12 protein-coding genes and 1 tRNA gene are annotated in these 13,510 nt (G+C 59.4%); 3 read left to right on the top strand and 10 right to left on the bottom strand.

Annotation, left to right across the window (positions count from 1 at the left end; translation table 11 throughout):
* Positions 1 to 34 precede the first annotated feature (34 nt).
* The 7 genes from K3G63_RS08455 to K3G63_RS08425 form a co-directional block, all read right to left on the bottom strand.
* Complete coding sequence (locus K3G63_RS08455; RefSeq protein WP_220613605.1) at positions 35 to 1,030, bottom strand: NADP-dependent oxidoreductase; 996 nt, start codon at positions 1,028 to 1,030, stop codon at positions 35 to 37.
* Positions 1,031 to 1,239: 209 nt separating this feature from the next.
* Positions 1,240 to 1,677: an organic hydroperoxide resistance protein gene (locus K3G63_RS08450; protein WP_220613604.1), complete on the bottom strand. Its 438-nt coding sequence runs from the start codon at positions 1,675 to 1,677 to the stop codon at positions 1,240 to 1,242.
* A 39-nt stretch (positions 1,678 to 1,716) separates the two neighbouring features.
* Complete coding sequence (locus tag K3G63_RS08445; RefSeq protein ID WP_220613603.1) at positions 1,717 to 2,169, bottom strand: MarR family winged helix-turn-helix transcriptional regulator; 453 nt, start codon at positions 2,167 to 2,169, stop codon at positions 1,717 to 1,719.
* 273 nt (positions 2,170 to 2,442) lie between these two features.
* On the bottom strand, positions 2,443 to 2,742 hold the full coding sequence (locus tag K3G63_RS08440; RefSeq protein ID WP_220613602.1) for a rhodanese-like domain-containing protein: 300 nt from the start codon (positions 2,740 to 2,742) through the stop codon (positions 2,443 to 2,445).
* A gap of 96 nt (positions 2,743 to 2,838) precedes the next feature.
* Positions 2,839 to 4,713 carry a T9SS type A sorting domain-containing protein gene (locus tag K3G63_RS08435; protein WP_220613601.1) on the bottom strand — a complete coding sequence of 625 codons (1,875 nt, stop codon included), beginning with the start codon at positions 4,711 to 4,713 and terminating at the stop codon, positions 2,839 to 2,841.
* A gap of 114 nt (positions 4,714 to 4,827) precedes the next feature.
* A complete protein-coding gene (locus K3G63_RS08430) occupies positions 4,828 to 5,613 on the bottom strand; it encodes a PASTA domain-containing protein (RefSeq protein ID WP_220613600.1) in 786 nt (261 codons plus the stop codon).
* A 227-nt stretch (positions 5,614 to 5,840) separates the two neighbouring features.
* A complete protein-coding gene (locus K3G63_RS08425; RefSeq protein ID WP_220613599.1) occupies positions 5,841 to 8,636 on the bottom strand; it encodes a D-alanine--D-alanine ligase in 2,796 nt (931 codons plus the stop codon).
* A 172-nt stretch (positions 8,637 to 8,808) separates the two neighbouring features.
* Here K3G63_RS08425 and K3G63_RS08420 point away from each other — a divergent pair, with 172 nt between their 5' ends.
* Positions 8,809 to 9,093 carry a GIY-YIG nuclease family protein gene (locus K3G63_RS08420; protein ID WP_220613598.1) on the top strand — a complete coding sequence of 95 codons (285 nt, stop codon included), beginning with the start codon at positions 8,809 to 8,811 and terminating at the stop codon, positions 9,091 to 9,093.
* A gap of 200 nt (positions 9,094 to 9,293) precedes the next feature.
* Positions 9,294 to 10,478 carry a phosphoglycerate kinase gene (locus K3G63_RS08415; RefSeq protein WP_220613597.1) on the top strand — a complete coding sequence of 395 codons (1,185 nt, stop codon included), beginning with the start codon at positions 9,294 to 9,296 and terminating at the stop codon, positions 10,476 to 10,478.
* Positions 10,479 to 10,688: 210 nt separating this feature from the next.
* Here the strand turns inward: K3G63_RS08415 and K3G63_RS08410 are convergent, their stop codons facing one another.
* The 3 genes from K3G63_RS08410 to K3G63_RS08400 are packed head-to-tail and all read right to left on the bottom strand — an operon-like array spanning position 10,689 to position 13,252.
* The gene (locus tag K3G63_RS08410) at positions 10,689 to 11,336 is read right to left on the bottom strand and encodes a hypothetical protein (protein WP_220613596.1); all 648 of its coding nucleotides are present in this window, start codon (positions 11,334 to 11,336) and stop codon (positions 10,689 to 10,691) included.
* A 43-nt stretch (positions 11,337 to 11,379) separates the two neighbouring features.
* A complete protein-coding gene (locus K3G63_RS08405) occupies positions 11,380 to 12,630 on the bottom strand; it encodes a site-2 protease family protein (RefSeq protein WP_310794570.1) in 1,251 nt (416 codons plus the stop codon).
* Positions 12,590 to 13,252 carry an HAD family phosphatase gene (locus K3G63_RS08400; RefSeq protein ID WP_220613595.1) on the bottom strand — a complete coding sequence of 221 codons (663 nt, stop codon included), beginning with the start codon at positions 13,250 to 13,252 and terminating at the stop codon, positions 12,590 to 12,592. The genes K3G63_RS08405 and K3G63_RS08400 overlap by 41 nt, the downstream gene beginning before the upstream one ends.
* A 133-nt stretch (positions 13,253 to 13,385) precedes the next feature.
* Here K3G63_RS08400 and K3G63_RS08395 point away from each other — a divergent pair.
* Positions 13,386 to 13,459, top strand: a tRNA-Ile gene (locus tag K3G63_RS08395).
* Positions 13,460 to 13,510 lie beyond the last annotated feature (51 nt).

Below are 13,510 nucleotides of genomic sequence, written 5' to 3'. Positions count from 1 at the left end.
CAGCGGGCTTGCCAGTACCCGGTATCCTCGGCCGCTAGGCTACTTTCACAATGGCTTTCCCAGTGTTTTCGCCTTTGAACAGGCCCAGGAAGGCGGCCGGAATCTGCTCGAAGCCTTCCGTAATGGTTTCCTCGGTCCGGAGCTTGCCCTGTTGGTACCATTCGCTGAGTTGCTGCACTCCGGTGGGCCACTGGGGTAGGTAGTCGCTGACAATGAAGCCTTGTAGTTTGGCGCTGGTTTTCAGAAGCTTGCCTTCTGGGCGGGGGCCAACCGGGGCCTCGGTGGCATTGTAGCTGGAAATCTGACCGCAGAGAGCAATGCGGGCGTGTTTATTAAGCAGGTCATACACGGCATCGGTGATGGCGCCGCCTACGTTATCGAAATAGCAATCTACCCCGTTGGGAGCGGCGGTAGCCAGCGCCTCGGGAAGATTGGCGGTTTTGTAATTGATGGCCACATCGAAGCCCAGCTCCTGCAGGTACGCTACCTTCTCGTCGGAGCCGGCCGTGCCTACTACACGGGCTCCTTTGATCTTGGCCAGTTGGCCCACAATCAGGCCCACAGCTCCGGCCGCACCCGATACAACCACGGTTTCGCCAGGCGCGGGCTGGCAAATGTCCAGCAGGCCGAAGTACGCCGTCAGGCCGGGCATGCCGAGCAGCCCCAGGTAGTAGCTGGCCGGGGCCGCCCCGGCCGGAATTGGCTGCAGGGCGTTGCCTTCCGCCACGCTGTACTGCTGCCAGGGCAGATTGCCCGTTACTAGGGTGCCAACGGGCAGTTGCTCTACCTGGCTTTCGACCACCTCAGCTACCACGCCGCCGGATATTGGCTCACCTACCACAAACGGGGCAATGTAGGATTTGGCGTCGCTCATGCGCCCGCGCATGTAGGGGTCAACGGAAACGTACCGGGTTTTGAGCAGCACCTGCCCCGAGGTAGGGGCAGGCACGTCCCGCGTTTCAAAGCGGAAGTTGTCGGCGGAAGGCGCGCCGGAGGGTCGGCTGGCTAGTAGGATGGCTTGCGTTTGCATAGGAGTGCAGTACATGGAAAGAAACCCTAGTGCTTGCCCCGGGGGGTAGCAGCGGAACAGGTATAACCCGCGCGGCGATAAAACTTCTACGAAGCCGGCCGCTGCCAGCAACGGAAAAATACTTCCGGCCAGCTACCCGGCCCGGGCCCCCTGACAGAAGGCACCGCGGTAGGCAGCTGGCCGGAACGAGCGGGGAGCGGTGCGCGCGGTTAGGCGGCGTTGGTCGTGGTGGTGAGGTTTACCTCAATATTGCCCTTCGTGGCGCGGGAGTAGGGGCAAATGCCGTGGGCGGCTTCTACCAGCTGCTCGGCCTGGGCTTGCTCCACGCCCGGAATGTTTACGTGCAAGTCGGCGGAGATGCCGTAGCCGCCGTCTTCGGCCTTACCAAAGCCGATGAAGGCCTCCACCGTTACGTTCTCCAGCTTCACCTGAGCCTGGCGGGCAGCCACGCCCAAAGCGCCCTCGAAGCAGGCCGCGTAGCCGGCGGCAAACAGCTGCTCGGGGTTGGTAGCGCCGGCTTTGCCGGGGCCGCCCATTTCTTTCGGCGTGCTCAGGGCGATGTTCAGCACATTGTTGTCGGAAGTAACCTGACCGTCGCGGCCGCCTTTGGCCTTGGCTTGCGCCGTGAAGATTTTCTCGATTTTCATGAGAAGAGGGGGTAGTGAAAGATGGAAAGAGCCCTGGTGTTAAGCCAGTTGAGTTAAAAGTGTAGTGAGCTGGTGCCGCAGGTTCTCAAAGTCCTGGAGCGGCATATTCAGCCGGGCAAAAATGTGTTCCGGCACCTGGCAGGCCCGCTGCTGCAGCTCCCGCCCCGCCGGCAGCAGCCCGATAATCACGGAGCGCTCATCGCGCGGGTCGCGGCGGCGGCTGATCCACTGCTTCTGCTCCAGGCGCTTGAGCAGGGGCGTTAGGGTACCCGAATCCAGCAGCAGCTTGTCACCCAGCTCCTTTACCGTCAGTTCCTGGTGCTCCCAGAGCAGCAGAAAAACCAGGTACTGCGGATACGTCAGGTCCAGCTCCTGCAGCATGGGCTGGTAGGCCTTCGTAATCATCCGCGACAGGGCGTAGAGCGGAAAGCACAGCTGGTTTTCCAGTTGCAGCAGCGGGTCCGGGGCAGATGCAGAAGCGGCGTGGCTCATAAACGATGCACAAAGAAAGCTAAAATGATTGTACAATATTAAATTGTATACAACTAAATCGTGCTTGCCGTTCCAGTGGCCTGATTGTGAAGTAGAAAAAGTTGCGTTGCAAGGGCTGCTGCCAGCTAAGACGCGGATGCAACAGACGTACGGTTAGGCCAGAAACCGGTGTTCCGTTGTTGCTGAGCCTAGGGAGTAAGCAAAAAGCAAAAAAGCACCGGAGCCATACAGCGCGTATAGCCCCGGTGCTCTAAGGAACAGGTGCCCGGAAGATCAGGCTTGTTGGTAGGCTTGCATGCCCCCAAGCAGGTTGCGTACGTTGGTAAAGCCGTGTTGCTGAAGGAAGGCTTTGGCCGAGGCCGAGCGGCCACCGCCCTTGCAGTGTACAATAATTTCCTGATCCTTAAGATCTTCCAGCTCATCGAGCTTGCCGGGTAGCTCGCCCAGCGGAATGTTCTGGCTGCCGGCAATGCGGCTTTCCTCGTTTTCCCAGGTTTCGCGCACGTCGATGATGGTGGGGGCGGTGCCAGCGGTCTGGCGCTCTTTCAGCTCGGAGGCGGTAATGTCGGTCATGAAGGTACTGCTAAAAGGTAAGAGGTAGGCAAATACGTTGCTACGCTGCAACACTGGAAAGAAACCAGCACAACCGTGCTGAGTTTTGGGTCCTGGCTACTGGGTCAGCACCGAGAGCCGTTTGGTAACCAGCTGGCCATTGGGCAAAGTCAGGCGCACGAAATACACACCGGCAGGCAGCGGCGGCAGCGTCAGCTCCGCCTGGCCCTGCTCGGCGGCTAGCTGCTCCCATACTACGCGGCCCAGCGCGTCGAAGGCGGCGGCGTGGGCGTAGCGGCCCTGCACCCGCACGCGGCCGTCCGGGGTAGGGTTAGGATAGAGCTGGTAGGCGGCCGCTACCTCCGCCGGGGCAGCCGTGCCGGTGATAGTGCTGCCGGTAACGGGGCGCAGCATCAGGGCGCCGGCGGGCCGGGTGGCCGTGGCCGTGCTAAGGGTGTTCCAGGTGCCCAGCGCATTCAGCAGTAGGTAGCCAGCGGGAGAGGCGTTATTTAAGTCGAAGCCGAACGCCACGTTGTTCTGGGTGGCGGCCTCGCCATAGCCGGCGTAGAAACGGCCGCTCACGGGCACCGGCGCATCAAACGGAATTTCCACGAAGGCCGGGCCAGCGGGCAGGCTGGCGGGGGTAGTGTAGGATTTCGTGGCCTTGGGCGTGGCTGTGGGCTTGCCCGTGCCGTCATCATCCCAGAGGTTGAGCGTAATCGTGCGGCCGCCCGCCGTATTTGGCACCAGGTAGAGGCGGATGGCCCGGATCTGGTCGGGCTGGTTCAGGTCGAAGCGCTGCGCCAGGTAGCTGACCGGACCGGTGGAAGCCGGCGGCAAGCTCACGCTGGTTTCGGCCGTGCCGTCGTCGTAGGCGAAGTACGTACCCAGCTCCGTTACCCGGCTGATGGTGTCATTAGACTGGGTAAGTGCGCTGTTTTCGTTGGTAGCCAGGCTCACGCGCTGGCGCAAAAACTTGGGGGTAGGCGTGAGTGGCACATTAACCGAGCGTACACTGCCCAGCACCGGCAGCTGCCGCGAGTTGGCATCAATGGAAGCCCCGCCGTTCAGGAACTGGCTGGTAGGACCATTGGGTAGCACCTCCAGCGTCCCCGTCCAGCGGATGGGCGTAGGCGCGGGCCCACTATCGAAGCTGTTGGCAGTGGTACCCGTGCGGTCCGTTAGCTCCTGAGCTGCATTCTGATTGAACTGGGCCACTGGCATGGCCGTGTACCGCTTCAGGGCGCTGGGCAGGGCCCGGCTCACGGCAATATCGCGGAACGTGGAGTCGGTAGCGGTACGGTTGCGGTCCAGGCGCACGTAGTCCACGCTCCAGGCGTCGCGGTTGGTGAACAGGTAGCCGGTGGTGCGGAAGCGGAAGCGGAAGCCCTCGTGCAGAAACTCCGGCTGATTGACGGGTAGGGCCTTAAAGCGAAAGATAGTTGTGTCGCCGGCACTGCGTACCTGCCACACCTGCTGCCACTGCTGGTCCTGATCCAGAAAATCGACGTACAGCGCCACGGGGCGGGTACCGCTGGGCGCGGGCGGCCCCACCAGCGAGCCAGCCTGCCAGAAAAAACTCAGGTACACGTTGTCGGCCGCCGTCAGGCTTCTCAGATCCAGGGGCTGCGAGGTCAGCAGGTCGCCTTCCCCAATGAATGACACCGGCCCGCGGGCCCGGCCCTGCTCATCGAGCCCGTCCAGCGTAGCCACGGCCCTGGTAGGCGGGCGGCGGGGGTAACGGTTATTTACCAGCGTGCCGCCCGAAAGCTCCCAGCGCTGGGCATCGGGCAGACCTTCGGGCTGCTGGCTGAAATCGTCGAAGAACGGGAGGGAGAGGGTAGCAGCAGGGCGGGCCGCAGTTCGGCCCGGAGCGGCTTGGTGGGGCGGCTCGGCCCCCAACGGCTGAATAAGTACCTGCCCCCAACTGGTGAGTGGCAGCAGGCCCAGCAGCAGAGACAGGGCAATAAGAGAACGTAGGGGATACATCATCAGGGCAAAGTAAAGGGCGGAAACCGGAGGGAGAGAGCCTCTCTCACGGCCCGGAATGGAAAAAGGTTCGCGGTAGCTACCAACGAACCTTTTTCCAGCGTATTACAGTCAGTTTTACTGCACTTCTTTCACGGGCTCCTTGCCGGCTACCCACAGGTCAACCAGCTGACCCATCCGGATGGTAGTGCCGGGGCCAGGTACGGGGCGCTGCTTTACTACGGTGCCTTCGGTCTGGCCTTCCTCGGGCTCCTGGTAGAAGGTTTCACCGACTTGCAGGCCCTGGCCTACCAGCAGGGTAGTGGCCTCATCGACGGGCATGTTCACCAAGTTCGGCACCGGGAACTCCTGGTTGCCCAGGCCGTCGCCTACCTCTAGGTCTACGCGGGTGCCTTTGGTGATGGCCGCGCCGGGTGCTACCTCCTTGCCGCCCACGAACTGCCGCAGCACGGCATCCTTCTGGATGTTAGGCACCAGCTTGATCTGGCCCACAATCAGGTCGTAGCTTTTCAGGATGAGCTGGGCATTTTTCAGGGAGCCATCCGTCAGCTTGGGCATCTTGATGACGGGTGGGTTCTTCATGGCCACCGAAATGTAAATCTTGCGGCCTTCCTTCACCTTCTCGCCCGCTTTGGGCTCCTGCGTCAGCACCGTGCCGGGCCGGATAGAGGCGTCGTAGGTGCTGTCGTCCACGAAATAGGCTAGGTCCCGCTCATCGAGGTAGTCTTCCAGCTCCGCCTGACTCATGCCCGTAATCTTGGGTACCACAATGGTTTCGCCGTGGTTGGTGGTGATGGGCAGGTACACGTAAAAGAACCCGAACACTAGAATACCCGTCGCCAGCAGAATCACCAGCACATGCTTGAGCAAGTCGGCAGGAGTATCGGACTTAAAGAAAGACATTAGGGGAGAAGCTAGGGGGTAGGAAGTCGTCAGGAGCTAGAACTCAGCAGACAAAACTAGGAATTAGAAAGCGAGTAAGGAGGGGTAGTGAAATAGTTTTAACCCGAACGTCATTCCGAAACGTCATGCAGAGCGCAGCGAAGCATCTCGTGTGCTGACGTTGAATTAGCCTCACAACGTCAGCACGCGAGATTCCTCGACTAGCTCGGAATGACGTTCCTTTGACCCTAGCCTTGCACCGCGGAGGCTTTCTCCGTGCGCTGCTTGCCGAACTCCAGGATCCGGTCGATGAAGTCGTAGGGGGTGTAGCCGGCCAGGGCGGTTTGGTGGAAGATGCAGGTGGCGGGCGTCATGCCGGGTAGGGAGTTTACCTCGATGATGATAACCTCCACGGCTCCGTTCTGGCGCACCCGCACAAAGGCGTCAATACGGGCGTACCCCTGGATGTTCAGGATTTCGGCCACCCGGCCCAGCTCCTTCTTCACCTCCTCCGATACGCGCTGGCGTTCCTGCAAATCAGCGGCGTAGCGGGCGGGGGTGATGTTCTGACCTTCGCCGGCCAGGAATTTCTCTTCCAGGCTTAGCACCTCGCCGGTAGCCAGGGCCTCGGAGGCTTCAAACACTTCTACTTTTAGCTCCCCGTTTTCAGTCCAGTGCGTGAGCAGGCCGCCGGTGATTTCCAGGAAGTGCGCCGCCCCGTCGCGGTCAATCAGGGTTTCTACCAGGAAGGCATCCTTCTGCGGGAATTCTTCCTTGAAGCCCAGGCTGAGGGTAGTCGCTTCGGCCTCGCTAAGCGCTTCCTGGTTGCGGAAGATAAGGCGGGTGAAGGCCTCCAGCTCCGCGCGGTTCTTGATTTTCTTTACCGCCGAAGAGCAGCCATCGTCGGCTGGCTTGGCAATGAAGGGGTAGGGAAACTGGGTTTCCAGGCTGCGGTAGAAGCCTTCGTGGTCGGCGTCCCATTCCAGGCGGTTGGCCATGCGGTGCTCGGCCACGCGCATACCCGCTTGGCGCAGGCGGCGGTTGGTTTCGAACTTATTGATGGTGATGCTGGAGCTTTCCACGCCCGAGCCGTTGTAGGGCAGGCCGTACTTTTCCAGCTCCCGCTGCAGGGCGCCATCCTCGCCGGGGCGACCGTGCAGGGCAATAAACACCTCATCCACCATCTGGGCCAGCTCATCGAAGGAAACGCGGCGCGGCTGGGCCGTGGGCTGCCCGGCGTAGGTGCTGGTAATAGCCGAAGCCTCACGACGAATGCGCTCCAAGATGGGGTGCAGGCCGTGGCCGGCCTCCATGTGCTCCACTTTCTCCCGAATGTCGTCGGCGTTGTCTTTGAGCATCACGTTGATGGGCAGCACGTAGAGGCGGAACTCCTGGCTGCTACCCGTCAGAAACACCGGAACCGGTTCGTACTTCACGGAGGAGCTAAGCTTCTCATAGATGTTGCGGCCGCTTTCCACCGAAATGTGCCGCTCTGAGGAGTAACCGCCCATAATTACGGCCACCTTGGTGCGGGTGCGTTCCTCGGAAGCGCGGGCCGCTACGGCGGCATCCAACTGGGTAAGCAGGCCGGCCAGCTTCACAGGGCGCAGCCCCGCCCGGCGGCGTGCCGCCAACGAAGTGCGAATCAGGTAGGTCAGGAACTGCGAAGGGTTCAACCCGATTTCCGCCGCTTGGTGGAAGAAAAATGAGGCTGGCAGCATGCCCGACGTCGTGTTCGGGTCGTTGAGGGTTATGGCATAGTGTGGCTCCGAATCTTGCTTGGCTGTAGCTTTCAGATGCTCATCTATTTCCTCTTGCGTAGTTGTAGGCGCAACTACATGCCACCTGCCTTTTCTTTCGGAAATAAATCCGTCGAGGCGCGCGTATACCTGAAACCCAAATGTGGTAAACATTTGCTCACAAGCATCCCGAATAGCTTGGATAACCTCTTCGGGCAAGTCAATGGGAGTGATTTTGCGAGCCAGGCCGGGTAGATATTTCGAGCGGTAGTCGAACATTTCCTCGCCCTTTACAATCTCCGTAGGAGGTAGGGCCAGCGGCTTGCCCTCGGGGTCTTCTACCACAATGCAGGAAAACTCACGGCCCTGCATAAATTTCTCCACCAATACCTGCGTTTCACCGTCCACACTGGTCAGACGCACCGTTTCAGCGGTTTGAAGCCGCTCATTTAGTGCCTTCAACAACTGCTCTGGTTGATATACCAGTTCGGTTTCGTCATCAAGCACAACCGGTAAGCCAATACCTTCACGAATATCCACCAGTTGCTGAAGCCACACGACTTTCTGCTGATCTGACAGCGCCTGCCATTCCGTTTGGGTAACTGTTCGACGGAATAAGCTGCGTTCTACCGCCGCTCCAAACTGCTTTAGGTCTGCTTCACGCAGAATACTGATACCAATGCTGGAACCCTGCCGAGGTGCTTTAAACACCATAGGCAGCGAAAAATGACTTATTAAATAATCAAGAATGGCGGCATGGTCACCTGCATCCCACTCTGCGGCCGTCAGGATGCGGAAGTCAGGAGTAGATTGGTGAGTAGCGCGTAAAAGATTCTTCTGGGCAATTTTATCGATGCCGAAAGCGGAAGGCAGGATGCCGGAGCCCGAGTACGGAATGCCGTACCATTCCAGCAAGCCCTGAATGGCGCCGTCTTCGCCCGCCGGTCCGTGTAGGGCCAGGAAAGCAAAGTCCATGAGGCTGCTCAGCTCCTGGGGCTGAATGCGGCGGCCCACTTCGGAAATGATGCGGTCCTGCTCCTCCAGGCTCAGCTCGCCCAGACTTTCAATGTAGACCTGCCAGGGCAGCTCCGTGCGCGGCAGCGCCGAAACGGGCGGGTAAAAGTCCCGGATGGTGCCCTTGTAAATGTACTCCCAGTTGAGCTGAATGAAGTTGCCGCGGCTGTCCACAAACACGGGAACCGCCTCAAACAAGGACTTATCCAGATTATCGTACACGGTGCGGCCGCCCGCAAAGCTGATTTCCCGCTCACGCGACGGGCCGCCGAAGAAGATGCCTATTTTCATACGTAGGAGCAAAGGTACAAGCCCGCCGCGTCATTGCGAGCGGAGCGAAGCAATCCGTCCTTTTCAGAGTGTTACCCCCTGAGATGTGACAAACCCTTTTGTAGCTAACACCCTACCCCCTGAAATGTAACGGCCCCTTCACTTGCTATCTTTCAAAACTTAACTTATTCCCATGAATCAGTATTACATCTATATCCTGACCAACCAGAACCGCACGGTGCTTTATACTGGAGTTACCAACGAACTAAAACGAAGAGTTGGCGAGCATAAAGCAGGTATTCACCCCGGGTTTACAAAGAAGTACAACGTGCAGCAGCTAGTTTACTTTGAAACCTATCCGGACATCAGGGCAGCCATTGATCGAGAAAAGCAACTGAAAGGGGGCTCCCGCCAGAAAAAGCTCGATTTGATAAACGGGTTTAATCGAACGTGGCAAGATCTGTTTGAACAGTTGTGAGGAAGCGCAAGGCTTGTCACTTCTCAAGGGGTAGGCGCGTTGGACAGGACGGATTGCTTCGCGCTGCTCGCAATGACAGGCGGAAAGGGCTTGTCACATTTTAGGGGGTAGGCACGTTGGCGAGGACGGATTGCTTCGTCCTTCGTCCTCGCAATGACAGATGTTTTACCTTCGCCCCAGCCAAACCCATTTCCTTTTCCATGAAAACCCTCGATCAGTACAACTTCGCCGGCAAGCGTGCCGTGGTGCGCGTGGACTTCAACGTGCCGCTGGATAAGAGCTTCGCCATTACCGATGACACCCGCATCCGGGCCGCTACCCCCACCATCAAGAAAATCCTGCAGGATGGTGGCTCCGTGGTGCTGCTCTCGCACCTGGGCCGGCCTAAGGGCGGACCGGAAGAAAAATACTCTTTGAAGCACCTAGTAGCTCGCCTCGGCCAGGAGTACGGCCAGGAAGTTCAGTTTGCCGATGACGCCCTGCAGGCCGAGGAAAAAGCCCAGGCCCTGCAGCCCGGCCAGATTCTGCTGGTAGAAAACGTGCGCTTCTACGGCGAAGAAGAAAAAGGCAACGCGGAGTTTGCTGCTAAGCTGGCTAAACTCGGCCAGGTGTACGTGAACGATGCCTTCGGGGCCGCGCACCGCAAGCACGCCTCCACCGCGGTTATTGCTGAGAGCTTTGCGCCCGAAGACCGGGTAGGCGGCTACCTGCTGCAGGGTGAGCTGGACAACGCCAAAAAAGTGCTGGAACAAGCTGAGCGCCCCTTCACCGCCATCATGGGCGGCGCCAAAATTTCCGACAAAATCCTCATCATCGAGAAGCTGCTCGACAAGGTCGATAACCTGCTCATCGGGGGCGGCATGGCCTTCACCTTCGCCAAGGCCCAGGGTGGCCAAATCGGCAATTCCCTGCTGGAAGCTGATAAGATGGACCTGGCCCTGGAGCTGATCGAGAAGGCCAAAGCCAAAGGCGTAAACCTGGTGCTGCCCACCGACAGCGTCATTGCCGACAAATTCGCCAACGACGCGGAAACCAAAGTGGCTCCCAACAACCAAATTCCTGACGGCTGGCTGGGCCTCGACCTCGGCCCGGAGTCTATCAAGGCTTTCTCCGACATCGTGCGCCAGTCGAAGACCATCCTGTGGAACGGCCCCATGGGCGTGTTCGAAATGAGCAGCTTTGCCAAAGGCACCGAGTCCGTAGCCCAGGCCATTGCCGATGCTACCCAGGGCGGCGCCTTTAGCCTCATCGGCGGCGGCGACTCGGCGGCGGCTGTGAACCAGCTGGGTTTCTCGGAGCAGGTAAGCTACATCAGCACCGGCGGCGGCGCCCTACTGGAGTATATGGAAGGCAAAGAGCTGCCCGGCGTTACGGCCCTGGGGTAGGTGGTGAAGTTGTAAATGACTGGGTTGTCATGGCGAGGGTACCGAAGCCATCTTTCCTCTCCAGGTGACCAGCCTAGTAAACAGACAAGCCCTTGACGCTAGCACAGTCGTCAAGGGCTTGTTACGTTTCAGGGGGTAGGGAAGCGGTGAAAGCTCAGGGCAAGGACGAAGGAGGGCGCCATAATCCCGCACTATTCCACCACCTCACCCCTAGTTCACATACGGCGTTTCCAGCTCTTGGCCCATGAGCTTGAGCGGGTCAAGAGAGACGCGGCCGGTGAGGCGCGTACTAAGAGTGCGCAACTCCGTGGTGCTGAGCACCTGCAAGTGATGTAGCCACTTCAGACGGTGTAGCTGCAGCTCAATGGGCCCCAGGGGGTTGATATGCGCGTATTCTTCGCGAAGGTAGCTGTGGGCCCGCAGCCGGAGTTCGTTGGTGAAGGTTTCCAGGTGGGCGCGTTGGCTGCTGCTGTCGTGCAGAGTCAGGCGGATGCGGTTGGTTACCAGCGTAACAGTTCGGGCGCGGCTCCGCCGTAGCAGTAGCACGGCACCCAGCCCCAGCAGAAACCCCAGCCCCGCCACCCAGAACGCGAGATTATCTTCGTGATTTTGGAGCAGGTAGCGCACGGCTTGGGCTAGAAGCCAGAGGGCCACCCAGGCGCTGGCCGGCGGAATCCGCAGGGGAGCCGGCTCGGCGTACTCTAACTCAATGGGTAGCAGCTCCTCGTAGGGAATTTCAGTTTCCAGCCACGCTACCCCCCGCCGGTTGCGCTGACTGACGTAAAGCCCATGCTGACGGAGCACCAGCAGGGTGGAGCCGCGCAGGAAGTGAGATTGGGAAAATTGTGAAACGCTCATTCAGAAAATCGGGGTAGGCGAAGGGGCCTAACCGATAGGGGCTTTAGCGAATAATAAAGGGTGCAGGCGCAAAGCACAGGACAAAAATAACCAGCATCAGCCAGCCCAGCACCTTGCGCCCAGTAGAAAGTGGCCGCTCGTCAGGAGCCGGCGGATGGAAAATACCCGTCAGCCGGGCCAGCATCAGCCCAAATACCAGCCAGCCGGGTGCCCCCTCCAGCGTTGGAAACCCGGAGGCCAGCACTATTTGCAGCAGCCACACGCCAGTTCCCAGCAGCAGGGCCCGCTGCGCGGTAGGCACCACGCGCCGAAACACGCTGTACAGATACAGCGCATACGGGCCCGCCCAGTACAGCCAAGTGTCAGCATCGGAGCGGAGTGAAAATAGGCCCAGGCCAGCGTAAAAGATAAATGCCACAAACAGCACTGCCGAAACCCGTGCCGCCCGCCGCGGCCCCAGCAAGCCATACACGATATGGCCCCCATCCAGTTGCCCGATGGGTAGCAGATTAAGGGCCGTGAAAAACAATGCCAGCACTCCGGCCACCAGCACGGGGTAGTGCATCAGCTCGTTGGGGTGAGGCATGCGGGCCGGATCCGCCAGCAGGGCAGCCATGCTTTTAAACAGCAAGGGCTCAGCCAGCAGAGTTCCTACCGCTGCTCCCGGCTTGTACACGTACCGGGCGTAGTCGGGACCATAGAAGCGGTACTCCGGATGAATGCTGAACAAATACTCCAGCGGCGGCAAATGGGTAAGACCGTACGCCAGCACGCCTACGGCCACCACAAAGCCAGCCAGCGGACCAGCCAGGCCCACGTCAAAGAACTCCCGCCGGGAAAAAATGCGGTCTTTGATTCGGATAACCGCCCCAAATGTGCCAATGCCGATGGGAAACGGGATAAAGTAGGGTAGCGTGGCCCGGATGTGGTAGTAGCGAGCGGCAAAGTAGTGCCCAAACTCATGTACCGTCAGTACGGCCAAGAAAGGTAGGGAAAAGGCCAGGCCCGGTTCCAGCAACTGGGGCCATTGCGCCACCGGTACCTTCCACAGCAGTTCCAGATGCACATAATCCAGTGCCCCGGCCCGCAGAAAGATACCGGCCAGCGTAGTCGTCAGCAGTGTGAGCAGAAACAGCAACAGGTGCAGGCCATAGCGCGCCCAGTTGGGCAGCGGGGGCCGTTCGTAGCGCGTGAAAGATGCCGCCTCCTGCTCGGCTGCCGATAAAGCATCAGCGTGGAAAGCCGTTGGAAGATCAGGCAGGGGTAGGGGCGGAGTATTCTCGGGGGAAGGCACGGAGGGCAGCAGGCAAGGCGTCTTGCAGCGTGAGCGGCGGAGTCAGGAATAGCGTACGCAGCCCCAGCCGGCGGGCCGTTGCAATGTGCTGGGGGCTGTCTTCAATGAATAACGTTTCCTCGGCCTTCCAGTTCATCTCGTGTAGAGCGTGCCGGAAAATTTCTTCGCCTGGCTTGCGCCAGCCCACTTGTTGGGAGTAAAACACCCGGTCCAGCGCATCGGCAATACCTTGCTCAAAGCCATACTGCTCTTTCAGCCGGCGGTTAATTTCCTCGATATGGATTTGGTTGGTGTTGGACAGCAGCGCCGTCTGGTGGCCCTGCTTCCGCAGTTCGGCAATCAGGGCCAGGCGCTCGGCTGGCACATCCAGCAGCATGGCGTTCCAGGCAGCATCCAGCTCGGCGTCGGTGGCCGTCAGCTGGTAGTGCTGCCGCAACCCTTCCCGAAACTCCTGAGGCGTAAGGCGGCCGGTTTCCATCAGATCAAACAATTCTGCTTGCGCCGCCTGGCTGAACTCGATACTGCTGCCGTGCTGGCGCATGGCAGCCAGCGTCAGGGTATAGTCAATGTTAATAATGACGCCCCCGAAATCGAAGAGCAGATTGGGCAGTTTCGAAGACATAGCGAAGAACAACTAAGTACGGCCTTGCTACTACTAGCCCGACTTGGGGACCAGCAATAGCTTTTGCAAATCTGCTGACAAAAGTCGAAGTTTGTGCAGCTGAAACCAACCGTCTTCTGGAAGGTTTCGCACCGGGCCTATAGCTCAATCGGTTAGAGCAGCTGACTCATAATCAGCAGGTCACTGGTTCGATTCCAGTTGGGCCCACCTAAGTGGACTGTACCTTAGTTAGAAGGTGCAGTCCATTTTTTTTGCTGA

The sequence above is a fragment of the Hymenobacter sp. HSC-4F20 genome, from assembly GCF_019599275.1.
Lineage (GTDB): Bacteria > Bacteroidota > Bacteroidia > Cytophagales > Hymenobacteraceae > Hymenobacter.
The sequence above is the reverse complement of the archived record's forward strand: the minus strand, read 5'-3'. Positions and strand labels throughout refer to the sequence as shown.